Origin of the sequence: Pseudomonas sp. JAI120 (assembly GCF_014207255.1) — a bacterium.
Lineage (GTDB): Bacteria > Pseudomonadota > Gammaproteobacteria > Pseudomonadales > Pseudomonadaceae > Aquipseudomonas.
Genome location: NZ_JACHCZ010000005.1, coordinates 61,995 through 85,190 on the forward strand (window position 1 = coordinate 61,995; position 23,196 = coordinate 85,190).

Annotated in this window: 23 protein-coding genes and 1 pseudogene; 15 read left to right on the forward strand and 9 right to left on the reverse strand. The window is 61.4% G+C overall.

The genetic code is table 11. From position 1 onward, the window contains the following. The first annotated feature begins 33 nt into the window (after positions 1-33). Positions 34-303, forward strand: coding sequence for a DUF2790 domain-containing protein (locus HDC32_RS24035; RefSeq protein WP_131696570.1), 270 nt, complete (start codon positions 34-36; stop codon positions 301-303). 61 nt (positions 304-364) lie between these two features. Here HDC32_RS24035 and HDC32_RS24040 read toward each other — a convergent pair whose 3' ends face one another. Both HDC32_RS24040 and ilvA read right to left on the reverse strand, forming a co-directional pair. Continuing rightward, positions 365-634 (reverse strand): DUF1652 domain-containing protein, encoded by a 270-nt coding sequence (locus HDC32_RS24040; protein WP_145337315.1) that lies wholly within the window; start codon positions 632-634, stop codon positions 365-367. Positions 635-867: 233 nt separating this feature from the next. Continuing rightward, complete coding sequence (gene ilvA, locus HDC32_RS24045; protein WP_184745770.1) at positions 868-1,890, reverse strand: threonine ammonia-lyase, biosynthetic; 1,023 nt, start codon at positions 1,888-1,890, stop codon at positions 868-870. A 269-nt stretch (positions 1,891-2,159) separates the two neighbouring features. Between ilvA and HDC32_RS24050 the strand changes: the two genes are divergently transcribed. Beyond that, a complete protein-coding gene (locus HDC32_RS24050) occupies positions 2,160-2,360 on the forward strand; it encodes a ParD-like family protein (protein ID WP_027606410.1) in 201 nt (66 codons plus the stop codon). Beyond that, on the forward strand, positions 2,360-3,121 hold the full coding sequence (map, locus tag HDC32_RS24055; RefSeq protein ID WP_184745772.1) for a type I methionyl aminopeptidase: 762 nt from the start codon (positions 2,360-2,362) through the stop codon (positions 3,119-3,121). Before HDC32_RS24050 ends, map begins: the two co-directional genes overlap by 1 nt. An 84-nt stretch (positions 3,122-3,205) precedes the next feature. On the opposite strand, the gene HDC32_RS24060 is transcribed toward map, so the two are convergent. Then, positions 3,206-4,138 (reverse strand): magnesium transporter CorA family protein, encoded by a 933-nt coding sequence (locus HDC32_RS24060; protein WP_131696573.1) that lies wholly within the window; start codon positions 4,136-4,138, stop codon positions 3,206-3,208. Positions 4,139-4,144: 6 nt separating this feature from the next. Next, positions 4,145-5,731, reverse strand: a complete 1,587-nt coding sequence (locus HDC32_RS24065) for a RimK family protein (RefSeq protein ID WP_260403704.1) — start codon at positions 5,729-5,731, stop codon at positions 4,145-4,147. 94 nt (positions 5,732-5,825) lie between these two features. Between HDC32_RS24065 and HDC32_RS24070 the strand changes: the two are divergent. Beyond that, positions 5,826-6,275: pseudogene (locus tag HDC32_RS24070) on the forward strand (N-acetyltransferase family protein); the annotation flags it as partial. Here HDC32_RS24070 and sfnG read toward each other — a convergent pair. After that, complete coding sequence (sfnG, locus tag HDC32_RS24075) at positions 6,271-7,356, reverse strand: dimethylsulfone monooxygenase SfnG (protein ID WP_184745774.1); 1,086 nt, start codon at positions 7,354-7,356, stop codon at positions 6,271-6,273. The pseudogene HDC32_RS24070 and the gene sfnG sit on opposite strands and share 5 nt — an antisense overlap. 268 nt (positions 7,357-7,624) lie before the next feature. Here sfnG and HDC32_RS24080 point away from each other — a divergent pair, with 268 nt between their 5' ends. Further along, positions 7,625-8,863 (forward strand): acyl-CoA dehydrogenase family protein, encoded by a 1,239-nt coding sequence (locus tag HDC32_RS24080; protein WP_184745776.1) that lies wholly within the window; start codon positions 7,625-7,627, stop codon positions 8,861-8,863. 241 nt (positions 8,864-9,104) lie between these two features. Here the strand turns inward: HDC32_RS24080 and HDC32_RS24085 are convergent, their stop codons facing one another. Both HDC32_RS24085 and HDC32_RS24090 read right to left on the reverse strand, forming a co-directional pair. Then, entirely contained in the window at positions 9,105-9,890 is a 786-nt protein-coding gene (locus HDC32_RS24085; protein ID WP_027606416.1) for a sulfite exporter TauE/SafE family protein, read from the reverse strand. A gap of 91 nt (positions 9,891-9,981) precedes the next feature. Further along, positions 9,982-10,752 carry a class I SAM-dependent methyltransferase gene (locus HDC32_RS24090; protein WP_184745778.1) on the reverse strand — a complete coding sequence of 257 codons (771 nt, stop codon included), beginning with the start codon at positions 10,750-10,752 and terminating at the stop codon, positions 9,982-9,984. A gap of 137 nt (positions 10,753-10,889) precedes the next feature. Between HDC32_RS24090 and HDC32_RS24095 the strand changes: the two genes are divergently transcribed. From HDC32_RS24095 to HDC32_RS24105, 3 genes are all read left to right on the forward strand, one after another. Beyond that, positions 10,890-11,411, forward strand: a complete 522-nt coding sequence (locus HDC32_RS24095; RefSeq protein ID WP_184745780.1) for a DUF3455 domain-containing protein — start codon at positions 10,890-10,892, stop codon at positions 11,409-11,411. A gap of 84 nt (positions 11,412-11,495) precedes the next feature. Beyond that, positions 11,496-12,026, forward strand: coding sequence for a sigma-70 family RNA polymerase sigma factor (locus HDC32_RS24100; protein ID WP_145337309.1), 531 nt, complete (start codon positions 11,496-11,498; stop codon positions 12,024-12,026). After that, complete coding sequence (locus tag HDC32_RS24105; RefSeq protein ID WP_184745782.1) at positions 12,023-12,697, forward strand: anti-sigma factor domain-containing protein; 675 nt, start codon at positions 12,023-12,025, stop codon at positions 12,695-12,697. The genes HDC32_RS24100 and HDC32_RS24105 overlap by 4 nt, the downstream gene beginning before the upstream one ends. Here HDC32_RS24105 and HDC32_RS24110 read toward each other — a convergent pair whose 3' ends face one another. Both HDC32_RS24110 and HDC32_RS24115 read right to left on the reverse strand, forming a co-directional pair. Then, positions 12,698-13,999 (reverse strand): ATP-binding protein, encoded by a 1,302-nt coding sequence (locus HDC32_RS24110; protein ID WP_184745784.1) that lies wholly within the window; start codon positions 13,997-13,999, stop codon positions 12,698-12,700. Positions 14,000-14,002: 3 nt separating this feature from the next. Then, on the reverse strand, positions 14,003-14,704 hold the full coding sequence (locus HDC32_RS24115) for a response regulator transcription factor (RefSeq protein WP_053135156.1): 702 nt from the start codon (positions 14,702-14,704) through the stop codon (positions 14,003-14,005). 171 nt (positions 14,705-14,875) lie between these two features. On the opposite strand from HDC32_RS24115, the gene HDC32_RS24120 reads away from it, so the two are divergent. The 7 genes from HDC32_RS24120 (at position 14,876) to HDC32_RS24150 (ending at position 23,184) form a co-directional block, all read left to right on the forward strand. Then, positions 14,876-16,033 carry an efflux RND transporter periplasmic adaptor subunit gene (locus tag HDC32_RS24120; RefSeq protein WP_184745786.1) on the forward strand — a complete coding sequence of 386 codons (1,158 nt, stop codon included), beginning with the start codon at positions 14,876-14,878 and terminating at the stop codon, positions 16,031-16,033. 12 nt (positions 16,034-16,045) lie between these two features. Then, complete coding sequence (locus HDC32_RS24125) at positions 16,046-19,150, forward strand: efflux RND transporter permease subunit (RefSeq protein WP_184745789.1); 3,105 nt, start codon at positions 16,046-16,048, stop codon at positions 19,148-19,150. 162 nt (positions 19,151-19,312) lie between these two features. After that, a complete protein-coding gene (locus tag HDC32_RS24130; protein ID WP_167655490.1) occupies positions 19,313-19,744 on the forward strand; it encodes a hypothetical protein in 432 nt (143 codons plus the stop codon). Positions 19,745-19,847: 103 nt separating this feature from the next. Next, the gene (locus tag HDC32_RS24135; RefSeq protein ID WP_131696586.1) at positions 19,848-20,489 is read left to right on the forward strand and encodes a DUF1345 domain-containing protein; all 642 of its coding nucleotides are present in this window, start codon (positions 19,848-19,850) and stop codon (positions 20,487-20,489) included. A 72-nt stretch (positions 20,490-20,561) separates the two neighbouring features. Next, entirely contained in the window at positions 20,562-21,401 is an 840-nt protein-coding gene (locus tag HDC32_RS24140; RefSeq protein ID WP_167655489.1) for an AraC family transcriptional regulator, read from the forward strand. 54 nt (positions 21,402-21,455) lie between these two features. After that, entirely contained in the window at positions 21,456-22,055 is a 600-nt protein-coding gene (locus tag HDC32_RS24145; RefSeq protein WP_184745791.1) for a LysE family translocator, read from the forward strand. Positions 22,056-22,164: 109 nt separating this feature from the next. Then, on the forward strand, positions 22,165-23,184 hold the full coding sequence (locus HDC32_RS24150; RefSeq protein ID WP_184745793.1) for a LacI family DNA-binding transcriptional regulator: 1,020 nt from the start codon (positions 22,165-22,167) through the stop codon (positions 23,182-23,184). The last annotated feature ends 12 nt before the right edge of the window (positions 23,185-23,196 follow it).

Below are 23,196 nucleotides of genomic sequence, written 5' to 3' on the forward strand. Positions count from 1 at the left end.
GAGTGAAGTTCTACTCACTTGCGGAGCACCACCATGAAACTGCACACCTTAATGCTCGGCAGCGCCCTGGCGCTGGCAGCGGTGTCGGGCCTGGCCCAGGCTGATGATCAAACACAGGCGAACAAACCCGTGCCTTATCATTACGGCATGCCGATGAACATTGCCAAGGTCCTGGCCATGAACGAACCCCCAACCAACGACTGCAAAGTCATCAAGGCGGATATCAAGTTCCTGGACAAGGCGGGCAAAGTGGAAGACGTGAGCTACCGGAAAATGTCCGAAGCCTGCGATTTCCAGAATTGATGGGCAAACATACACAGCATTGGGCCTGGCATTTACCAGGCCCACCGTTCATAACCAACGATCAGTAATAACCGCGCCCTCCAGCCCTTTGCTGGGCAGGTGCATGGCTGTGCTTGAGGTCTTCACGCAACCCGGTGATGAGGTTGCAAATAGCTCGACTGCTGTCGAGTTTGTCAGCATTTATACCTTTGACCTCCAAATCCACCCGGTCACGGTCGCGGTCGTCATAGACCTTGATCGTCAGCGAAGCATCTTCGGCTTTGGTGCATTCGCACCGTTTAGGCAGGAAACTTCCTTCAATAATGCTGCGAAGTTCTAATTCCGAAAGCATGGCCAACCTCTCCTTTTTTGAGACTTGCCAATCGATTGTTATAGGTCTGCAGGCGCATGCCTGCCACGTCTTGCCAGCCCTGGAAGACGCTTACCCTTACCAGCCTACTCGGCAAATTCCGTTTTTGTTGTAACTTTTCCTCATAAGCAGTGTAGGAATTTACATAGCTTAGGTTACCCCAGTTAAATCATCGTCGAACCGCTTCGATTAATCGTTTAACCCCACGCTTCGAATTAAACCGCAGCTTGTGCCGCCACTCTTTCAGCAACATATCGCAAACTATCAAAGTTGATATTGGCGCCTGAATTAACTGCGACCAAGGTCTGCGCACTCACCCCACGATTGGCCACGTACTTGCGAACCCCCGCCACCGCCAACGCACCGGAAGGCTCGGTGATGGAACGTGTATCGTCGTAGATCAACTTCATCGCGCTGCACAGTTCGTCATTGCTGACGGTGATCACTTCGTCGACCCAATCGCGGCAGATCTCAAAGCCATAGGCGCCGATTTGCGCGACCGCGGTGCCATCGGCGAACCCGTCGACACTTGGCAACACCACCCGCTCCCCGGCCTGCAGTGCGGCGAGCAGGCAACTGGAGCCTTCGGGCTCGACCCCGATGATGCGCACCTCGGGCCGCAGGTATTTGACGTAGGCGGCAATGCCGGCGATCAGGCCACCGCCGCCCACCGGCACGAAGATCGCGTCCAACGGGCCCTGTTGCTGGCGCAGGATTTCCATGGCCACCGTGCCTTGGCCAGCGATCACATCCGGGTCATCGAAAGGCGATACGAACGTGCACCCGGATGTCTCGGCCAACTGCAGCGCATGGGCCAGGGCAAACGGGAAGCTCTCGCCGTGCAGCACCGCTTCGGCGCCTCGGGAGCGCACGCCCAGCACCTTCAACTCGGGAGTGCGGCACGGCATGACGATCCGCGCCTGGATCCCCAACTCCTTCGCCGCCAGTGCCACGCCTTGCGCATGGTTACCCGCCGACGCCGTCACCACACCACGCGCCTTTTGCTCGGCGGTGAGCTGCACCAACTTGTTGTAGGCGCCGCGAATCTTGAAGGAAAAGGTCGGTTGCAGGTCTTCGCGCTTGAGCAGCACCTGGCTGCCCAGCAATGCCGACAACGCCGGCGCGGCTTGCAGGGGCGTACGCACCGCCAGGTCATAAACCGGCGCGGCGAGGATCTTCTTCACATAGTGTTCAAGCAATGCCGTATCAGCGGTGTGGGGGACGGGGCACGTGCTCATGGGTGTCTCCTGGTTTTTAAGGGCCTTGGAGACGGAAAAACAAAACCCGCCTCTAAGGCGGGTTTGGGTGCAGCCGTGTGCTATCCCGCCAGATGAGGAATGGCGGTAATAATGCTTGGCTGGCTGCGGAAGGTTTGAAATGTCATGTCACGAAACTAACCGGCGTTGAGCAGGCAAGTCAATGGCCATGCGCCATTTAGCCTCGGGGGGTTTACGATCGATATACGAAACATATACGCTTTGTATATCCATCCTTCACAGAGAACACCATGGGCATCGTCAAGATCAGCGACCAACTGCACGAACAACTCCGTCTGGCCAGCGCGGCCATGGACCGTTCCATCAACGCCCAGGCCGAGTTCTGGATCAAGGTCGGCCTGCTCGCCGAACTGAACCCCAGCCTGCCCTACCACGAGCTGATCAACAAACTGTTGCTGGACAAGCCCGACCTGATCCGGGGGCGCAGCTGATGATCAAGACCGCCGCCCAACTGACTGTGATGCGCGAATCCGGGCGCCTGCTGGCCCAAGTGTTCGACATGCTCGACGGATTTGTCGCCGCCGGCCGTTCCACCCTGGAGCTGGACAGCGCCGTCGAAGCCTTCATCCGTAACGAGCTCAAAGCCCGCCCCGCCAGCCTCGGGCAGTACGACTACCCGTTCTCCATCAACACCTCGATCAACGAGGTGGTGTGCCATGGCATGCCCAGCGCGAAGGAGATCCTCAAGGACGGCGACATCATCAACATCGACATCACCCTGGAAAAAGGCGGCTTTATCGCCGACTCCAGCAAGATGTACATGATCGGCACCGTCGCCCCCAAGGCACGCCGCCTGGTGGAGAAGACCTTTGAGGCGATGTGGGCCGGGATCCGCCAGGTCAAGCCCGGCGCACGCCTGGGTGACATTGGCCATGCGATCCAGAGCCATGCACAGGCCAATGGCTACAGCGTGGTGCGCGAATACTGCGGCCATGGCATCGGCAAACAGATGCATGAAGAGCCGCAAATCCTCCACTTCGGCCGGCCCGGTACCGGGCTGGAACTGCGCGAAGGCATGGTGTTTACCATCGAACCGATGCTTAACCAAGGCAGTTCGAAGGTGCGCAGCCTGAAAGATGGCTGGACGGTGGTGACCAAGGACAACAGCCTGTCGGCGCAGTGGGAACATACCGTGGCGGTGACGGCGGATGGCTTTGAAGTGCTGACCCTGCAAACACAGCCAGGCGAATAACCTGTGGCGAGCGGGCTTGTCCCGCGTTGGGCTGCGCAGCAGCCCCAAACCAGGCGCAGAGGCGTGCCTGATGCATTGCCACCTTTACATCGTCGCGCCCGCCATCCGCTTGAGCACTAGCACCATCAAGCCTGCCCCCAACCCCATCGCAGCCAGAAACAACGGGTACGACACCCACCACGGCGTACCCGCCGTCATCATGCTGAACTCCGACATACCGCCAATGCTGGCGATCAGGTTGAGCGGCAGGAACACCACGTTGATCAGCGTGAGCTTGCGCAACAGGTTGTTCATGCTGTTGTTCATCAGGTTGCCGCGCGCATCGATCAGCCCGGAAAACACGTTGGAATAGATCTCCGCCTGTTTGTAGCACTGATGGTTCTCGATGATCAGGTCGTCGATCAGGCCGAGGATCTCGGCACTGAAGTGCTCCTTTTCCCCATGGTTGCGCAGCCGCGACAGCACGGCGCCGTTGCTGTGCAGCGCGTTGATGTAATAGATCAGGCTTTCGCTGAGGCTGAACATCTGCATCAGGTGATGGTTGCTCATGGACGCGTTGAACTGCTGCTGCAACTCCCGTGCAACCAGCTTGATCACCTTGAGGTGGCCCAGGTAGTGGTGGATGTTGTTGAGCAGCAGGTCGAGCAATACGTCCAGCGGCGTGTGCAACGGCCGGCGCTGGCCCAGGCCACTCAGTGGGGTTTCATCGGTGGCGATCACCAGCAGGCGGCCGGGTGAAAACAGCAGGCCGCACGACGCCACTTCGAACACCAGGTTGCCGCCACCGGAATAGTTCTCCGGGCGCTTCCAGATCAGGAACAGGTTGTCGGGATGAAATTCGATGCGTGAGACTTCGTCCGGGTCGAGCGCCGACGCCAACGCGTGCTCGTCGAGCTTGTGGTGATCGCGCAGCCATTCGCGCTCGGCCAGGTCGGGGTTGTTGAACAACAGGATCGGGGCCGCATCGTTATCCCCGCTGCGCAGCTTTCCATCGGTCAGTTCAAAGCGCTGAATCATCGCGCGTCACCAGACCTGGCCCTGGCGTTTCAACTCCAGGCGCCGCACGAACTCTTCCAGCACCAGGCTGTACAGGTCGTCCTGCAAGTAGGCATCTTCGATGCCGGCATCGAGGTTGGGGTTGTCGTTGACCTCGATCACTACCACCTTGTCGCCGGACTGCTTGAGGTCCACACCGTACAGGCCGTCGCCGATCAGGTTGGCGGTTTTCACCGCCAGTTCCACCACCGCCTTGGGCGCTTCATGGACGGCCAGGGTGCGGCATTCGCCGTTGATGGCCTGGCCGATGGCCTTGTGGTTATAGATCTGCCAGTGGCCCTTGGACATGAAGTACTGGCAAGCGAAGATCGGTTTGCGGTTGAGTACGCCGATGCGCCAGTCGTACTCGGTGTAGAAGAATTCCTGGGCCAGCAGCAGCACCGAATGCTCGAACAACTCGGCGGTGGCCTTGAGCAAGGCTTCCTGGCTTTCGACCTTGATCACGCCACGGGAGAAACACCCGTCGGGAATCTTCAACACCAGCGGAAACCCGAGGCGCTCGCCGACCCGTTCGAAATCTTCCGGTCGCTCCTTGTAGAGAATCTCGGTGGCGGGCATGCCCAGGTGATGGCTGTTGAGCAGGTCGGTGAGGTAAACCTTGTTGGTGCAGCGCAGGATCGAGGCAGGGTCGTCCATCACCACCAGGCCTTCGCTTTCGGCTTTTTTCGCGAAGCGGTAAGTATGGTTGTCGACGCTGGTGGTCTCGCGGATCAGCAAGGCGTCGTATTCGGCCAAGCGCGCGTAGTCCTTGCGCTCGATCAGCTCCACATCAATGCCCAGGCCCTTGCCCACGCGGATGAAGTTCTCCAAGGCACGGGCGTTGGACGGTGGCAGTTGCTCCTGTGGATCGTGCAGGATCGCCAGGTCATAACGGGCCAGGCGACGTGAACGGGGTTGGCGCCAGATCTTGCGGCTGAAGTTATCGAGGGCATGGGCGAATTGATCTTCCTGGTCGTCGCGCAACTTGTGCAGTACGCCGGACTTCACCCCTTCGATATGCCAACCGTTGTTCTTTCTGAATTCAACTAAGAGAATCGGACTTGGAAATGTTTCAAACAACTGACGGGCCAATTCCTGCAACGGTTCTATATTGGTCCTGCCGAAGTAGAGAGTCAGGGTAAACCCTTCGGTATTACTGTAGAGGTGATGACTCAAGGCTTTATCAAGGGTTTTATCCAAGTCATCCAGCGCCAGGCCGTACAGCGACTTCTTAGTCAGTTCGCTGATGGTGCGCACCGAGGGAATCACCTTGTGTCCGCGCGCTTCGGCCAGCAACGAGCAGTAGTAGCCGTGCCCCAGGTACTTGTAGCTGCGGCACAGATTAATCACCTGCACACGCTTGCCTGTGTCGTTCTGCCAGGTTTGCTCCAGGTATTCCTGGGCGGTGACGATGTCTTCGCTGGGAAAGTAGGAGGCCCAATCCTCCTTGCGCTCAACAATGATCAGCACTTGACTGTTACTTCGAGGCGGCGCAGAAAAAAAGCCCTTCGATGTTATTGTCGCCGAGACGATTTGCTCGGATACTTCACGCCAATGACCTTGTACCGCCGACATAATATTTGATCCGCTTTAGAGAACTCGACCTTTTCTATTAAGCACGATCTCTTAGGGAAGTCCCGTTTCGTTACGCAACTTTTACGGCGGTTATATGGCTCTTTTCTCTCGCGTTGCATTACCCAACGATGTACCGGCATTAGTCGCATTGGAGCACCAGTGTTTCACCACCGACCGGCTTTCATCGCGCAGTTTTCACTGGATGATCAGCCGCGCCCATGGCCAGTTGCTGGTGGCAGAACAGGACGGGCAGTTGCTCGGTTATGCGCTGGTGCTGTTTCGTCGTCGCAGCGCGTTCGCGCGCCTGTATTCCATCGCCATTGCCGAGCACGCGCGTGGCCTCGGGCTGGGCAAGCAGTTGCTCAGCCATGTCGAGGCCTGCGGGGTGACGCACGGGTGCGCGCACCTGCGCCTGGAGGTGCGCACCGACAACCCCGGCGCCTTGGCGCTGTATGAACGCAACGGCTACCGGCGCTTCGCCCAGGTCAACGACTACTACGCAGACCACACCCCTGCCCTGCGCCTGGAAAAAACCTTGGTCAGGCCACCTGCCTGATCCCGGCCTTGGCTTCCAGCTCGCGCACCAGCGGCAACACGCGCTTGCCGAAGTACTCCACTTCTTCCTGGAAGTGCAGGAAGCCTGCCAGTACCAGGTCCACCCCCACCGCCTTGAGTACGACGATGCGCTCGGCAATTTGCTGCGGGGTGCCGATCAGGTTGGTCTTGAAGCCATCGTTGTACTGCACCAGGTCTTCAAAGCTGGACTTGGCCCAGTTGCCCTCGCCTTCGGGGGACGCCTTGCCTGCCTGCTTGGCCGCGTCGCCAAAGGCATTCACGGCTTCCGGGTCGGCCTTGTCGATGATCTCTGCGAGTACGGCGCGGGCTTCTTCCTCGGTGTCGCGGGCGATGATGAATGCATTCACGCCGACTTTGACCGCATGGTTGTTGGCGGCAGCCTTGGTGCGAATGTCATCGACCTGGGCCTTGATGCCTTCCGCGGTGTTGCCGTTGGTGAAATACCAGTCCGACACGCGCGCCGCCATGTCCCGCGCGGCCCGTGAACTGCCGCCCTGGAACACTTCCGGCTGGCCCAGCGGCTTGGGTTTGAGGGTGTAGTTGTTGAAACGGTAGAAGTCACCCTTGAAGGTAAAGTCGTCCTGGGTCCAGATGCCTTTGAGGGCGCGGATGAATTCCTCGGAACGGCGATAGCGCTCGTCGTGCTCCAGCCAGTGTTCACCGATGGCCTGGAACTCACCCTTGAACCAGCCACTGACGATATTCACCGCAATGCGGCCGTTGGTGAGCTGGTCGATGGTCGCCAGTTGCTTGGCCGCCAACGCCGGTTGCCACGGGCCGGGCAGGATCGCCGCGATGACTTTGAGCTTGGTGGTCGCGGCCAGCAACGCATGGCTGAATGCCACGGATTCATGCTGGTTCTCGGCGCCATAGCCGGCGGTGAAGCGGATCTGGGTCAGGCCATACTCGAAGCCGGCTTCTTCGGCCAATTGCGCCAGTTTGCGGTTGTAGTCGATGCCCCAGTGGGTGCGTTGTTCGATCTTGCTGACCACCAGCCCACCGCTGACGTTGGGCACCCAATAGGCAAATTTCACGGCTTGCTGACTCATCGAACGGTACCTCGCACAAAGGAATGTACTGAGGGGTTGAGCAGCAAGCGTGCCAGGCGCGGGCAAACGCCCGCGCCACAAGGGTTGCGACGCGAATTCGGGCCTGGGAGGCTTGGAATGCCAATGTCAGGGATTGCAACGGTTTGTCGGTTTGCTGTTGCTGGAGCAACAGCAAACAGCGTGCATCCTCCCCTAAACATTGGCCCTGGCACCCGGCACGGACTGTGCAATCACTCCCGGTACCGATCACTGCCCCGGAGCCTTGCTCATGACCGAACACCACGTTATCAACCCGCTGTCTGTCGGCGTCGACTACCCCACGTTGGCTGCACGCTTTCGTCCGATTTTCCAGCGCATCGCCGATGGCGCGGTGGCACGCGAACAAACCCGCGCCCTGCCCCATGAGCCGATCCAATGGCTCAAGGAGGCCGGCTTCGGCGCGGTGCGGGTGCCGGTGGAATACGGCGGTGGCGGTGCTTCGCTGCCGCAACTGTTCGAACTGCTTATCGAACTGGCCGAGGCCGACTCCAACGTGCCCCAGGCCCTGCGCGGGCATTTCGCCTTTGCCGAAGACCGCCTGAATGCGCCGCCCAATGCCGGCCGCGACCTGTGGTTCAAGCGCTTTGTGGACGGCGATATCGTCGGCTGCGCCTGGACTGAAATCGGCGCAGTGGCCATCGGTGACGTTGTCACCCAGGTCAGCCCGGACGGCGATCAGTGGAAACTCAACGGTGAAAAGTTCTACAGCACCGGCAGCATTTTCTCTGACTGGATCGACGTGTACGCCCAGCGCAGCGACACCGGCGGCGATGTGATCGCCGCCACCCGCGCGCGCCAACCCGGCGTGGAACACAGCGATGACTGGGACGGTTTTGGCCAGCGCACCACGGGCAGCGGCACCTCGCGCTTTACCGATGCAGTGGTGGAGGCGGAAAACGTCATAGACTTTGCGACCCGCTTCAAATACCAGACCGCGTTCTACCAGCTCGTACTGTTAGCGAGCCTCGCCGGTATCGGCCGTGCCGCGTTGCGCGATGTGGCCCACCAGGTGCGCAGCCGCAAGCGCATCTACAGCCATGGCAATGCCCAGCATGTCAGCCAGGACGCCCAGATCCAGCAGGTGGTGGGCGAAGTCGCAGCCTTGGTCTACGCCGCCGAAGCCAGCGCGTTGAAGGCCGCAGTGCCGGCACAACGGGCGTACCTGGCGCGTTTCGGGGGGGATGAGGGTGTCGAGCGCGAAGCCAACGTAGCGGCCGAAATCGAGTCGGCCACAGCGCAGGTGGTGGTGTCGGAGCTGATCCAGCGCGCCACCAGTGAGTTGTTCAACGCACTGGGGGCGTCGGATGTGCGCCAGGGCAAGTCCCTCGACCGCCATTGGCGCAATGCGCGGACCGTGTCGTCGCACAACCCGGTGATCTACAAGGCGCGGATCGTGGGGGACTGGGTGATCAATGGCACCGAGCCGCCGTTTGTGTGGCAGATCGGCAATGGTCCGGCGAAAGCCTGAGGCTGAGCGGGGTCAAAACTGTGGCGGCCCTGGCCCAGGACGGCTAACCCGGCGTCCTGCCGGGTTACCCACGGATTCAAGCCTGCGTTCGGCCAGTGTGTTTAATGGGGCGCCTAGGATCAAGATCAAAAGCCAGAGCAAAAACAGACCGAGGCCTACCTGCGGGATAAAGATCCAAATGTGGGAGGGGGCTTGCCCCCTCCCACATTTGGCCCTTGTATATTTGAATCCTGTGTACGCCTCAAAAGGCCAATTTGTAGCCGATGGTCATCAACATGATCGCCAGGCACGGGCGCAATACGCCGTCCGGGACTTTGCCGGTCATGTGGCTGCCGAAATAAATGCCCGGCAGCGAACCCATCAGCAGAAAGCCCAGCAGGTGCCAGTCCATATTGCCCATGCCGGCATGGCCCAGGCCCGCCACCAGGGTCAGGGGTACGGCGTGGGCGATCTCGGTGCCGACCAGGCGGCGCGTGGCCAGGAACGGATAGAGGATAAATAACGCGACCGTGCCGAGGGCGCCGGCGCCGATGGAGGTCAGTGCAACCATGGTACCCAGCACCGCACCGGTCACCACGGTCAACGCATTCAGGTTGCGCGGGTTCATATGGTAGTGATCGCCCGCATGGCGCTGGGCGAACGCCAACAGGCGCTGCTTGAACAGGATCGCCAGGGCGGTCAGCAGCAGCACCACGCCGAGGGCCTGCTTGATCACCGCGTTCATGGCGCTGGGGTCGGTGTGCAGGCTGGCGAGGAACCACAGGGTCAGCAACACCGCAGGCACACTGCCCAGGGTCAGCCAGCCGGTGATGGTCCAGTCGATGTTCTTGTTCTTGCTGTGTACCAGCACGCCACCGGACTTGGTGATGGCCGCGTACAGCAGGTCAGTGCCCACGGCCGTGGCCGGGTTGATGCCGAACCACAAGAGGATCGGGGTCATCAACGAGCCCCCGCCTACACCGGTCATGCCGACGATAAAACCAACAATCAGGCCCGCGATTACAAAACCAAAGTTACCCACTTCCATCAAAGCTACCTGCGGCCTTATAAAATTCTGGCCGCAGGATAGCGATTTTTCTTATAACGACTTATATCAATATGATCTGACTTTATGCCTTTTATGGCAGTCGGCGGCAGACATACGCCTGGGTTTGATAGGGAAACGCCACTGTGTCACGGCCTTTCAATGCCGGATGGGTGGCGATCAAGCCACGCAACTGCTCGGTCACGAGGGCTTTTTCAGCCTCGGGCAACGCGGCAATAAAGCTCACGGAGAGGAAGCGATCCATGATCACTTCCTGTGGGCTGCCTACATGGCTATACGGGAAACACGTCATTTCGGGGTCGGAAAAGTACTCGCCGTTGAACGCTTCGCGCCAGCGCCCGGAGTGAAAGCGCGGGGTGTCACCTTCGTAGGGGGTAATGATCGCGGTGATGGCCGCCACCCAATCCACCGATTCATCGCGCACATTCCACACCAGCCCAAGGCGCCCTGCGGGCTTGAGTACGCGATGGATTTCCGCCAGCGCGGCCTGGGTGGAGAACCAGTGGAAGGCCTGCGCGCAGACCACCGCGTCGGCGCTGGCAGTCTCCAGGGGGATGGCTTCGGCGGTGCCATTGACCAGGCGCACGTCCGGCAGCAGACGGGTCAACTGCGCACCCATGGCCTGCACCGGCTCCACGGCGATCAACGTAGGCGCCAGGGTACTGAGCAGGCGCGTGAACTTGCCGGTGCCGGCGCCCAGGTCGACGACTAATGAATGTGCATCAACGCCGAGTACATCCGTGAGCCAGCCGGTGAGCTGCCGGGGATAATTTGGCCGGCCTTGGGCGTAGGTGACGGCCTGGGTAGAGAAACCTTGTTGAGCAGACGCGTGAACACCAGTCATTGCCAATCTCTCCTCGGGTAAAGCGGGGGCACAGTGTGCGCCTTCCCCAGTTTATTTTCTAATCGCTGCATCCAATCGTATGCGTCATGGGTAGTCCTCCCAGTAACCCCGCTGTTTGACTGAATGGAGAAACACCCATGAAAGCTAAAGCACTGCTCTGCCTCACTGGTTTACTCATTGCCACCCCAGCGGCCTTTGCCCAGACCGGCTTGCCCGACAGCATCAAGGTGCCGGATGGCCACAAGGTGGCACTGGAAACCACCGGCATCGGCGAAATCACCTACGAGTGCCGCGACAAGGACAATGCCGCCGGCCAGACCGAATGGACCTTCGTCGGCCCCAAGGCCGTGCTGAATGACCGCAGCGGCAAGCAAGTGGGCAGCTACTTCGGCCCACCGGCTACCTGGCAGGCCAAGGACGGCTCGAAAATCACCGGCACCCAGCTCGCCGTAGCCCCCTCGGGTGCGGGTAACCTGCCCTACCAATTGGTCAAGGCCAACCCGGCCGAGGGCAAGGGCGCGATGAGCGGCGTGAGTTACATCCAGCGGGTCGCGCTCAAAGGTGGCGTGGCACCGAGCACCGAGTGCACCACTGCCAACAAGGGCAAGCAGGAAGTGGTGAAGTACCAGGCCGACTACATTTTCTGGGCGGCCAACTGAGCAAACTGCGCTACGCTGCCCCTGTAGGAGCCGGCTCCTACAGGGGGGTGGTTATCGTTATTACAGCGGTGGAAGTACGTGGCCTTGCCTGACACCCATTTTGATTATGAAGCCTGCCTATTGGCCTGTGCCCGTGGCGAGCAACGTGCCCTGCGTCAACTGTATGAGCAGGACAGCAGCCGTTTGCTCGGCGTGGCGTTGCGCATCGTCCGGGACAAAGCCCTGGCCGAAGACGTTGTGCATGACGCATTTATGAAGATCTGGCACGGCGCCGGCAGTTTCGACCCCGAACGCGGTTCGGCACGGGGTTGGGTGTTCAGTGTGACCCGTCACCTAGCCCTCAACTACGTGCGCAACCACCATCGCGAGGTGGCACTGGGCGAGGAACATGAACAGCTCGCCGCGCCTCACGACACCTTTGAATTCCCCGCACGCGCAGGCTTGATGCACACCTGCCTGCAACAACTCGACCCGGCCCGTCGCACCTGCATCCTGCATGCCTATGTCGACGGTTATTCCCACAGCGAAATCGCTTCAAGACTGGGCACCCCGCTGGGGACCGTCAAGGCCTGGATAAAACGTAGCCTCGCCGCGCTGCGGGAGTGCATGGCATGAACGAAACACTCGACGAACTGGCCAGCGAATACGTACTGGGCACCCTGCCGGCCGAACAACGCGCCGAGGTGGAACAACGCCTCCCGCACGATGCGCAATTGCGTGCGGCGGTGGACGCCTGGGAGCAGCGCCTGTTGCCCCTGACCGCGCTGGCAGAACCGGTGTCGCCCTCCGCTGAACTGTGGCGGCGTATCCAGCGCAACATCGCCCCTGCGCAAACCCGCGCAGGGTGGTGGAACCTGCTGGCGTTGTGGCGGAGCCTGGCGGGTGCGGGGCTGGTGACGACGCTGGTGCTCGCGGCCTTGTTGCTGACGCGCCCTCCTGCGCTGTCCCCCAGCTTTGTGGTGGTACTGGTGGCGCCGCAAAGCCAGGCACCGGGCTGGGTGATCCAGGCCAGCAATAATCAGCAGATCCAGTTGATTCCGTTGGGCGTGATGGAAGTGCCGGCGGACAAGGCCTTGCAGTTCTGGACCAAGGGCGATGGCTGGCAAGGCCCGGTGTCCCTGGGGCTGGTCAAGCCGGGGCAAACCCTGTCGGTGCCGCTGGACAAACTGCCGCCGCTGGCGCCCAACCAGTTGTTCGAACTGACCCTGGAAGACCCGCGTGGCTCGCCCACCGGTAAACCCACAGGACCGATCCAGGCAATCGGCCGTGCGGTCAAGGTGCTCTGATCAGGCGACATTGGGCAGCCACACCCGAAAGCGTGCGCCACCCAACGGCGAGGCCAATGCGGTCAGGGTGCCGCCCTGGGCTTCCATGGCGCGCCGGCTGATCGCCAGGCCCAGGCCAAAGCCGCCGGTGGAACGGTCGCGGCTGCGGTCGAGGCGGTAAAAGGGCTCGAAGATACGCTCGCGCTGGTCCAGCGGAATGCCGATGCCGTCGTCATCCACCCAGATTTCACAGCCTTTGGGGCAGACCTTGACGCCCACCTGAATGCGCTTGTCGCAGTAACGCGTGGCATTGCGCAGCAGGTTCTGCAAGGCGCGGGCGGTGAGGCGTGGGTCGAGGCTGAAGCCTTCCACGGTGCAATCGAGGGCCACATCGATGACGATCTCGGGGTTTTCCAGTTCGTCATCGACGCTGCCCAGCACACTGTCGATAAATTCATCGAGCACCACCTCAACCCGCTCCGGCAGTTGCGCCGGGTTTTGCAGGCGGCTGTAGGACAGCAACTCCAGCACCAGTTCATCCAACTCACGAATATGCGCCACCAGGCCATGCAGGCGTGCGCGACTGGCCTCTGGTAAATCCTCCGACAGCGCCAGGGCCAGGCCGAAATCCAGGCGTGTGAGCGGTGTGCGCAGTTCATGGGAGACCGCGTTGAGCAGGTCGCGCTGCTGGTTAAGCAGGTGTTCGATGTCGTCGGCCATGGTATCGAACACCGCCGCCAGGCTGCCGATGTTGGAGCTGGGCGGGATGTGTGTGCGCTCGGCCAGGTTGCCTTTGCCCAGTTGCGTGGCGGTGCTTTTCAGGCGTTCGAGGTCGCGCCAGTGCGGGCGCAGCCAGAACAGCAGGCAGGCCAGCAACGCCGCACCGATCAGCACGTTCATCGACCAGTACAACAGGTTCATGTCCAGCGGGTCCGGCGGGACGGTGAGCTTGACCACGAACTGCTCGTTGAGCGGCGAACTGATGTCCTCCATCCAGCCCCACTCCCCCAGGTGAATCACGGGTTTGCCCTGCTCCAGCAGTTTCGCTTCCTGCGCGGTGTAGCGGGCGTCCTGGCGTAACAGCAACTGCACTTTGAGTGGCGCGAAGTCACGGCCCAGTTGCTCGGTCACCTGGGACCAGCGCTCCACCGGCGCGCGCAGGTACTGCTTGACGATCAGCTTCTGCATGCCCCGGGATTGCTCGACGTTGTAGTCCAGGTAGCGGTGTTCGAAGAGTTGGATCACCAGCTTGGGAATCAGGAAGATCGCCGCGCTGTAGGTGATGATGGTGATCAGGTAGAGGCGTACCAGTACACGAAACATCGGTCAGCATTCCCACTCGGAACGGCTGAACAGGTAGCCCTTGCCCCACACGGTCTTGATCTTGCGCGCTTCACCGGCGTGGTCGTCGAACTTGCGGCGCAGCTTGGAAATGGCCACGTCCACCGAACGGTCGGTGCCGTTGAACTCGATACCGCGCAGGCGTTGCAGGATCTGGTCGCGGCTGAGCACTTCGCCGGCGTGCCGGGCCAGCACCACCAGCAGGTTGTATTCGCCACTGGACAACTCCACCGCCTGCTCGCGCCAGGTCACGGTGCGTTCCGACAGGTCGATGCACAGGTTGCCCATCAGGATCTGGTCGCTGGCTACCTGGGGCTCGGACAGACTGCTGCGCCGCAGCAAGGTGCGCACCCGCGCCAGCAGCACCCGCGGCTCGCAGGGTTTGGTGACATAGTCGTCGGCGCCCATTTCCAGGCCCAGCACCTGGTCGTGGCTGTCGTCGCGGGCGGTGAGCATCAGGATCGGCAGGCCCGCCGAATCGGCGCGCAACAGGCGGCACACTTGCAAGCCATCGAGGCCGGGCAGCATCAGGTCGAGGATCACCAGGTCCGGCGGGTTGAGGCGCGCGCGTTCGCGGACGTGGTCGCCCCGACTGAGCACGCTGACGTGGTAGCCATTGCGTTCCAGGTAGCTGGCAATCAGCTCGGAGAGTGCGGCGTCGTCTTCCACCAGGAGGATGTTGGGCATGGTGTTTCCAAATAATGCGGTTTGTTGGTGTGTTGCAGGATTGTGCAAGGATATACGCCCTCGACGCCCCGCGCGCCGCACCTTACATTTCTTCACAGACGACCTACACAGCTTCACAGCACCACGGCGCAGGTGACCTTAGGATGCGCCAGTCAATATTGGGATAAGAGCATGTCGAAGAATCTGTTTGCGCCATTTTGCCTGTTGGCCCTGACGCTGGCCCTGAGTGCCTGTGACAAATCGGCCGCCGAAGCGCCAGAAATGCCCCTGGCCAAAGTGCGCATCGAAACCCTTGAGGCCAAGCCCCTCTCCATCACCAGCGAGTTGAGCGGCCGCATCGCCGCGCCGCGCATCGCCGAAGTGCGCGCACGGGTCGCTGGCGTGGTGATGCAACGGGTCTTCAAGGAAGGCCATGACGTCAAACAGGGCGACGTGCTGTTTCGCATCGACCCGGCACCGTTCAAGGCTGACCTGGACAGCGCCCAGGCCAACCTGAGCAAGGCCGAGGCCAATGCGTTCCAGGCACGCTTGCAAGAGCAGCGCTACAGCCAATTGGTGGAAGGTAACGCCATCAGCGGCCAGGACTACGACAACGCCCGCGCCGCCGTGCGCCAGACCAACGCCGAAGTCGCCGCCAACAAGGCCGCCGTCGAGCGCGCCAAGTTGAACCTGGGCTACGCCACGGTGACCGCGCCGATTTCCGGGCGCATCGGCCGTGCCCTGGTGACCGAAGGCGCACTGGTGGGTCAGAACGAAGCCACGCCCCTCGCGATCATCCAGCAACTGGACCCGATCCACGCCGACCTTACCCAGTCCACCCGCGAGCTGAACGACCTGCGTCGCGCCTTCCGCGCCGGCAGCTTGAAGCAGGTGGGCCAGGACCAGGCCAAGGCCACATTGATCCAGGACGACGGCAGCCTCTACCCGCTGCCGGGCAAGTTGCTGTTCGCCGAGATCAGCGTCGACCCGGGCACCGGGCAGATCATCCTGCGCAGCGAGTTTCCCAACCCGGACCTCGACCTGCTGCCCGGCAGCTTCGTGCGGGTACGCCTGGAGCAAGCCGTCGACAAACAAGGCATCAGCGTGCCGCAACGCGCCATCACCCGCGACAGCGCCGGCATCCCCATGGTGCTGCTGCTCGACGCCGAGCAGACCGTCAGCCAGCAGCCGGTAGAACTGGGTGCGGTGATCGATGACCGCTGGGTGGTCAGCCACGGCCTCAAGCCCGGCGACCGTATCGTCGTCGAAGGCCTGCAGCACGCGCGCCCCGGTGAAAAAGTCCAGGTCGATGACAGCACCACACCCGTTGCCCAGGCTTCCGGCCAATAAGGATCATTGACAATGCCGCAGTTCTTTATTGACCGCCCGATCTTCGCCTGGGTGGTCGCCCTTTTTATCCTGCTGGCCGGCTTGCTGGCCATCCCGCAATTGCCGGTGGCCCAGTACCCCAACGTCGCGCCGCCGAAGGTGGAAATCTACGCAGTGTACCCGGGCGCCTCGGCCCAGACCCTGGATGAAAGCGTGGTCAGCCTGATCGAGCAGGAGCTCAACGGCGCCGATCACCTGCTGTATTTCGAATCCCAGAGCAGTCTCGGCTCGGCGACGATTACCGCCACGTTCCAGCCCGGCACCAACCCGGAAATGGCCCAGGTGGATGTGCAAAACCGCCTCAAGGCGGTGGAGCCGCGCCTGCCCCAGGCCGTGACCCAGCAGGGTTTGCAGGTGGAGAAAGTCTCCGCCGGCTTCCTGCTGCTGGTCACCCTTACCTCCAGCGACGGCAAGCTCGACGACGTGGCGCTCAGCGATTACCTGGCCCGCAACGTGATGAACGAGCTCAAGCGCCTGGACGGGGTGGGCAAGGCGCAGTTGTATGGCGCCGAACGCGCCATGCGCATCTGGATCGACCCGCAGAAGCTGATCGGCTTCAACCTCACACCGGCCGACGTGAACGCCGCGATCAGTGCGCAGAACGCCCAGGTGTCGGCCGGCAGCATCGGCGACTTGCCGGGCACCAGGACCCAGGAAATTACCGCCGCGATCCTGGTCAAGGGCCAGTTGTCCACGCCGGCGGAATTCGCCGATATCGTACTCAAGGCCAACCCGGACGGCTCCACCGTGCGCATCGGCGATGTGGCGCGGGTAGAAGTGGGCAGCCAGGAATACCAGTTTTCCACGCGCCTGAACGGTAAACCGTCCACCGCCGTCAGCGTGCAACTGGCGCCGGGGGCCAATGCGCTCAACACCGCGACCCTGGTGCGGGCGAAGATGGACGAGCTGTCGCGCTATTTCCCGGCCAATGTGGAATACAAGATCCCGTACGACACCTCGCCGTTCGTCAAGGTCTCGATCACCAAGGTGGTCTACACCCTGCTCGAAGCGATGGCGCTGGTGTTTGCGGTGATGTTCCTGTTCCTGCAGAACGTGCGCTACACGCTGATCCCGACGCTGGTGGTGCCGATCGCGCTGATGGGCACCTTCGCCACCATGCTGTTGCTGGGCTTCTCGATCAACGTGCTGACCATGTTCGGCATGGTGCTGGCCATCGGCATCCTGGTGGACGATGCAATTGTGGTGGTGGAGAACGTCGAGCGGATCATGGTCACCGAGGGCCTGTCGCCCAAGGACGCGACGAAAAAAGCCATGGGCCAGATCACCGGCGCCATCGTCGGCATTACCCTGGTGCTGGTCGCGGTGTTCCTGCCGATGGCGTTCATGGCCGGGTCGGTGGGGGTGATCTACCAGCAGTTCTCGCTGTCGATGGCCACCTCGATCCTGTTCTCGGCGTTCCTTGCCCTGACCTTGACCCCGGCCCTGTGCGCCACCCTGCTCAAGCCGATTGCCAAGGGGGAGCACCATGCCAAGGGCGGGTTCTTCGGCTGGTTCAACAAGCGCTTCGAGCAGCTCACCGAGCGTTACGAAGGCTGGGTCGCCTATGCGCTCAAGCGCAGCGGCCGTTACCTGCTGATCTACCTGCTATTGCTGGTGGGCCTGGGGCTGATGTTCAGCCGCCTGCCCGCCTCGTTCCTGCCGGTGGAAGACCAGGGCTACACCATCACCGACATCCAGCTGCCGCCGGGTGCGAGCAAGAACCGCACGGTGCAGGTGGCCGAGCAGATCGAAGCGCACAACGCCGGTGAGCCTGGGGTGGGTGACACCACCATGATCATGGGTTTCAGCTTCTCCGGCTCCGGGCAAAACGCCGCGCTGGCGTTTACTACGCTCAAGGACTGGTCGGAACGCGGCAGCGATGACTCCGCCGCCTCGATTGCCGACCGCGCCAACATGGCCTTCAGCGAGCTCAAGGACGCGATCGCCTATACGGTCCTGCCGCCTCCCGTGGATGGCCTGGGCACCTCCAGCGGTTTCGAGTTCCGCCTGCAGGACCGCGGCGGTGTTGGCCATGCCGCGCTGATGGCGGCACGTACCGAATTGCTCGCCGCTGCCGAGAAAAGCCCGATCCTGACCAACGTGCGCGAAAGTGCCCTGGCCGAGGCGCCGCAAGTGCAGCTTGAGGTCGACCGCAAGCAGGCCAACGCGCTGGGTGTCTCGTTTGCGGATGTGGGCAATGTGCTGTCTTCCGCCATCGGCTCGGCCTATGTCAACGACTTCCCTAACCAGGGCCGCATGCAGCGGGTGGTGGTGCAGGCCGAAGGTGACCAGCGCAGCCAGGTGGCGGATTTGATGAAGATCCACGTGCGCAACAAGGCCGGGGAGATGGTGCCGCTGTCGGCATTCGTTGTCGCCAAATGGACCCAGGGCCCGGCACAACTGACGCGCTACAACGGCTACCCCGCCATCGCCATTTCCGGCGAGGCGGCACCGGGGCATAGCACCGGTGAGGCGATGGAAGAAATCCAGCGCCTGGTCAGCCAACTGCCTGCAGGCCTGGGCCAGGAGTGGACGGGATTGTCATTGCAGGAACGTCTGTCCGGCTCACAGGCGCCAATACTGCTGGGCCTGTCGCTGCTGATCGTGTTCCTGTGCCTGGCGGCGCTGTATGAAAGCTGGTCGATCCCGACGTCGGTGCTGCTGGTGGTGCCGCTGGGCGTGCTCGGCGCGGTGCTGGCGGTGACTTTGCGGGGCATGCCCAACGATGTGTTTTTCAAGGTCGGCCTGATCACCATCATCGGTTTGTCGGCGAAGAACGCGATCCTGATCATCGAGTTCGCCAAGGACCTGTACGACCAGGGCGAAGACCTGATCGACGCCACCCTGAAAGCCGCACGACTCCGGTTGCGGCCGATCATCATGACCTCGCTGGCGTTTATTCTCGGCGTGGTGCCATTGGCGATTGCCACCGGTGCCAGTTCGGCGAGCCAGCAGGCGATTGGTACCGGGGTGATCGGCGGGATGATCACCGCAACCTTGGCGGTGGTGTTTGTGCCGGTGTTCTTTGTAGTGGTGATGAAGTTGACAAAGCGTAAGGTTGCGATCAACAAGTCCTGAATCACTTATATCTTTTAGGTCTGAAGAAGCACATTTCAAGACTGTCATATTTGACAGTTTTGAAATGTTCAACATTGCTCTAAGCTGCTCTGGCGCGTAATAACCCAGTGCCATGCGGGTCCAGTTACGTCACTCATTCAAAACCAAGTAGAGGGTTTTAAAATGACGACTGACAACAATCAATATAAGGGCAGTATTACCGCCGATACCACGCTAACTAAAAATTTCAGCGCGACGGAAGTCATGATGTCGCGGTACTCATCAACCGATGGTGCTGTGTTGGCGGTGAGGGGCGATGACGCTGACTGGGATGGAAATTTTCTCGTCCTTTTAATACCAGTCCAAAATCAGACTTCAGGATCACTTGAGGTATCCGAATCTTATGAGCGCAACAAAGCTCGCATTCACTTTAATCGTTTTTTGGGTGGAGAAGAACCTGTCCGTGGATATGCGCAGAGCGGGAAAATCACATTTGAATATGATCAGCAAGGCAATACCGTGAACGGCACTGGCCACTTCAAGGTTCGATCTGATGACTTGGGCCACGAGTACACATTTGAAAAGCTGGAGTTCTCAGTTCAGCCCGTCAAATAACCGCTTCGGTGCGTCACCTGCCACAATCACACACTATCATGGAGTTCCCTCTGTTTTTGTGTGAATACGCTATAGTGGCTCCCCTGTCTTTCGGGGAGCCTCTATGCCTTTCCTTGCCCGCACCCACCCTCGCCTCTCCGCCGCCGCCGTGCTCGGCCTTGTCATAGGCATCCTGGCACCCGCCGACACCCTCGCCAGCAAAATCCTCATTGGCTGGAACGCCGGAGTCTGGACTTACCTGGTGCTGATGCTGTGGCTGACCAGCCGTGCCAGGGCCGACGATGTAAAGCGCATCGCCGAAATCGAGGACGAGAACGCCGGGCTGGTGCTGTTCACCGTGTGCATCGCCGCCATCGCGAGCCTCGCCACCATCACCTTCGAACTGGTGGGCAGCAAAGACCTGGCCACTTCCGAGCGCCTGCTGCACTACGGGTTCACCGGGTTGACGGTGATCGGTTCCTGGCTGTTGATCGGGGTGATTTTCAGCGTGCATTACGCCCGCCTGTATTACACCTGGAACGGCAAGGAACCGGCGCTGCGTTTCGCCGAAGGGCTGTTGACGCCGAACTACTGGGACTTCCTGTATTTCTCCTTCACCATCGGCGTGGCGGTGCAAACCTCTGACGTCGGCGTCGCCACGCGCGGCATGCGCAAGGTGGTGCTGGGGCAGTCACTGATCGGCTTTTTGTTCAATACAGCGATCCTGGGGTTCTCGATCAACATCGCCGCCGGGCTGTTCAGCTAGGCTGCACAAACCTTCTAGACGCAATGGCGCCGGCAGACGCTAATACCCTTACACATAGCATGCTGGTGTTTTATGGCCGCGCACAATTGGATCGACTTGTCCCAGGACGCCGACACCGGCATCGAGACCCTGCGCGCGCATTTCGAGGGTCACGCCTACGACCCCCACTGGCATGACAGCTATCTGGTCGGCGTCACCGAACAAGGGGTGCAGCAATTCAACTGCCGCCGCACCCGGCACAACAGCGTACCGGGCCAGGTGTTCCTGGTAGAGCCTGGCGAACTGCATGACGGCGACGCGCCCACTGCGGACGGCTTTACCTACCACATGCTGTACCTCGACCCGCAGTGGCTGGCGCGGGAAGTGAGTGCGGTATTCGAAGAGGCGCCCCTCAACAGTCAACTGGGGTTTGCCAGCACCGTGACCAGCGACCCGCGCCTGGCCCTGGCCACCAGCCGTGCGTTCCAGACCCTGCACAGCGGCGAACTGCGCATCGTGCGCCAGCGCGCCATGGACCAATTGCTGGAGCGCCTTACCGCCCAACTCCAATGGCGCACCCGCTACCGTGAAGACCCGAGCTTGCCGCTGGTGGCCTATAAGGCGCGGGACTACCTGCATGCCCACCTGCAGCAAGACGTGGGCATGGACGAACTGGCCTTGACGTGCGGCGTCGACCGCTTTCGCCTGACCCGCGCCTTCAAGAGCGCCTTCGGCCTGCCGCCCCATGCCTACCTGGTGCAACTGCGCCTGGCCCGCGCCCGGCATTTACTGGCTAAGGGTGAACAACCGGCAGACGTGGCGATTGCCCTGGGCTTTGCCGACCAGAGCCATCTGGGCCGCTGGTTCATCCGCGCTTACGGCCTCACGCCCGCCGCGTACCGCAAGCGCTGCTCAAATCTTCCAGACAGGTAAGGCGCCGGCTTGTGAAGATCGACTCCATCGATTGGTTTACCGGAGTCCCCCGCCATGCTGTCCACCTTGCTGCCGTTCATGCTGTTCGCCTTCGTCGCCTCCATCACACCCGGCCCCACTAACATTCTGGTGCTGAGCAACAGCGCCCGCTACGGGTTCAAAGCCGCCCTGCCAATCATCCTCGGAGCCTGCACCGGGGCGGCCGGGCTCGTGCTCCTGGTGGGGGCCGGGTTTGGCCAGTCGCTGGTACACCTGCCCAAGGTGCAAAGCGCCATGCAGTGGGCCGGCGTCGCCTGGTTGAGTTACCTGGCCTGGCAGATCTTCCGTGCCCCCCCTCAGGTCATCGAAGTGGATGCAGGCCAAAAGCCTCTGGGGCTGATCGGCGCTGCCAGCCTGCAATTGATCAACCCCAAGACGTGGATGATGGCGTTGGCGGTGGTCAGCGTATTTGCCGGTAATGGTGAGCAGCGCCAAAGCCAGGTGGTGTACCTGTCCCTGGTGTTTTTCCTGATATCGATGCCCTGCCTGGGCACCTGGGCGCTGTTGGGGGTGGGGTCTGCGCGGGTGTTTCGTTCGCCCAAGGCCATGCAGCGTGTTAACCGAAGCATGGCCCTGCTGCTGTTGGCGGCGGCGTGGTTGGGCATGCTCGTCTGAGCACACCGATCATCTATCTTTGTCCTACAGCTTCTTGACGACTTTCCTACTTTAGTGGTTTCCTGAAACCGGTTTCAGTCATTCCAATAAAAATAGAAGGTCGATGACCGTGAACAACTTTTCTGCCGCCCAGCGCAGCCGCGTGACCATGCTCGACGTCGCCGAGCACGCCGGCGTATCCAAGGCCAGCGTGTCGCGCTTTATCGGCGAAGACCGCGCCCTGCTCTCCGATGCCATCGCCCTGCGCATCGAACAAGCCATCGAACAACTCGGCTACCGCCCCAACCAGATGGCCCGCGGGTTGAAACGTGGCCGCACGCGCTTGATCGGCATGCTGGTGGCCGATATCCGCAACCCCTACTCCATTGCCGTGATGCACGGCGTCGAAACCGCCTGCCGCCGGCACGGCTACAGCCTGGTGGTCTGCAACACCGACCGCGATGACGAACAGGAGCGCCAACACCTGGCGGCGCTGCGCTCCTACAACATCGAAGGGCTGATCGTGAACACCCTCGGCCATCACCTCGACCAATTGCTGGAACTGCAACGGGAAATGCCTCTGGTGCTGGTGGACCGCAAGGTCGAGCCGCTGCACAGCGACCTGGTGGGGCTGGATAACCCGGCGGCGGTGCGCATGGCGGTGGAGCACCTGGAACAGCAGGGTTACCGCGAGGTGTTGCTGGTGAGTGAGGCCTGCGATGGCACCAGTTCACGGCAGGAACGCCTGGACAGCTTCAAGGGCGAAATTGCCCGGCACCCGGCGCTGACCGGCGCGGTGCTGGAGCTCGATGATGCGCTGGAACAACGCCTGCAAGCCTTTCTCGCCAAACCCGGCCCCAAGGCCCTGTTCTGCGCCAACGGCATCGCCGCGCTGGCCTGCACCCGTGCGCTCAAGGCGCTGGACTGCAACCTGTTCGACGACGTGGGGTTGATCGCCCTGGATGACCTGGACTGGTACCCGCTGGTGGGCAACGGCATTACCGCCCTCGCCCAACCCACCGAAGCGATTGGCGCCAGTGCGTTCGATTGCCTGCTCAAGCGGTTGCGCGGTGACACCGAACCGACCCGCACCCTGGATTTTTTGCCCCAGTTGATCATCCGAGGCTCAACCCAGCGCCCCTACACGTAGCCGCTGTCGAGC

What these genes read in the sequence shown, in the direction of transcription:
- ilvA (WP_184745770.1), bottom strand. Translation starts at nt 1,890, where the DNA reads ATGAGCACGTGCCCCGTCCCCCACACCGCTGATACGGCATTGCTTGAA.
- HDC32_RS24110 (WP_184745784.1), bottom strand. Translation starts at nt 13,999, where the DNA reads ATGTTTCGTGTACTGGTACGCCTCTACCTGATCACCATCATCACCTAC.
- HDC32_RS24065 (WP_260403704.1), bottom strand. Translation starts at nt 5,731, where the DNA reads ATGTCGGCGGTACAAGGTCATTGGCGTGAAGTATCCGAGCAAATCGTC.
- HDC32_RS24130 (WP_167655490.1), top strand. Translation starts at nt 19,313, where the DNA reads ATGACGACTGACAACAATCAATATAAGGGCAGTATTACCGCCGATACC.
- HDC32_RS24060 (WP_131696573.1), bottom strand. Translation starts at nt 4,138, where the DNA reads ATGATTCAGCGCTTTGAACTGACCGATGGAAAGCTGCGCAGCGGGGAT.
- map (WP_184745772.1), top strand. Translation starts at nt 2,360, where the DNA reads ATGATCAAGACCGCCGCCCAACTGACTGTGATGCGCGAATCCGGGCGC.
- HDC32_RS24040 (WP_145337315.1), bottom strand. Translation starts at nt 634, where the DNA reads ATGCTTTCGGAATTAGAACTTCGCAGCATTATTGAAGGAAGTTTCCTG.
- HDC32_RS24080 (WP_184745776.1), top strand. Translation starts at nt 7,625, where the DNA reads ATGACCGAACACCACGTTATCAACCCGCTGTCTGTCGGCGTCGACTAC.
- HDC32_RS24050 (WP_027606410.1), top strand. Translation starts at nt 2,160, where the DNA reads ATGGGCATCGTCAAGATCAGCGACCAACTGCACGAACAACTCCGTCTG.
- HDC32_RS24085 (WP_027606416.1), bottom strand. Translation starts at nt 9,890, where the DNA reads ATGGAAGTGGGTAACTTTGGTTTTGTAATCGCGGGCCTGATTGTTGGT.
- HDC32_RS24125 (WP_184745789.1), top strand. Translation starts at nt 16,046, where the DNA reads ATGCCGCAGTTCTTTATTGACCGCCCGATCTTCGCCTGGGTGGTCGCC.
- HDC32_RS24115 (WP_053135156.1), bottom strand. Translation starts at nt 14,704, where the DNA reads ATGCCCAACATCCTCCTGGTGGAAGACGACGCCGCACTCTCCGAGCTG.
- HDC32_RS24140 (WP_167655489.1), top strand. Translation starts at nt 20,562, where the DNA reads ATGGCCGCGCACAATTGGATCGACTTGTCCCAGGACGCCGACACCGGC.
- HDC32_RS24095 (WP_184745780.1), top strand. Translation starts at nt 10,890, where the DNA reads ATGAAAGCTAAAGCACTGCTCTGCCTCACTGGTTTACTCATTGCCACC.
- HDC32_RS24035 (WP_131696570.1), top strand. Translation starts at nt 34, where the DNA reads ATGAAACTGCACACCTTAATGCTCGGCAGCGCCCTGGCGCTGGCAGCG.
- sfnG (WP_184745774.1), bottom strand. Translation starts at nt 7,356, where the DNA reads ATGAGTCAGCAAGCCGTGAAATTTGCCTATTGGGTGCCCAACGTCAGC.
- HDC32_RS24135 (WP_131696586.1), top strand. Translation starts at nt 19,848, where the DNA reads ATGCCTTTCCTTGCCCGCACCCACCCTCGCCTCTCCGCCGCCGCCGTG.
- HDC32_RS24090 (WP_184745778.1), bottom strand. Translation starts at nt 10,752, where the DNA reads ATGACTGGTGTTCACGCGTCTGCTCAACAAGGTTTCTCTACCCAGGCC.
- HDC32_RS24105 (WP_184745782.1), top strand. Translation starts at nt 12,023, where the DNA reads ATGAACGAAACACTCGACGAACTGGCCAGCGAATACGTACTGGGCACC.
- HDC32_RS24145 (WP_184745791.1), top strand. Translation starts at nt 21,456, where the DNA reads ATGCTGTCCACCTTGCTGCCGTTCATGCTGTTCGCCTTCGTCGCCTCC.
- HDC32_RS24120 (WP_184745786.1), top strand. Translation starts at nt 14,876, where the DNA reads ATGTCGAAGAATCTGTTTGCGCCATTTTGCCTGTTGGCCCTGACGCTG.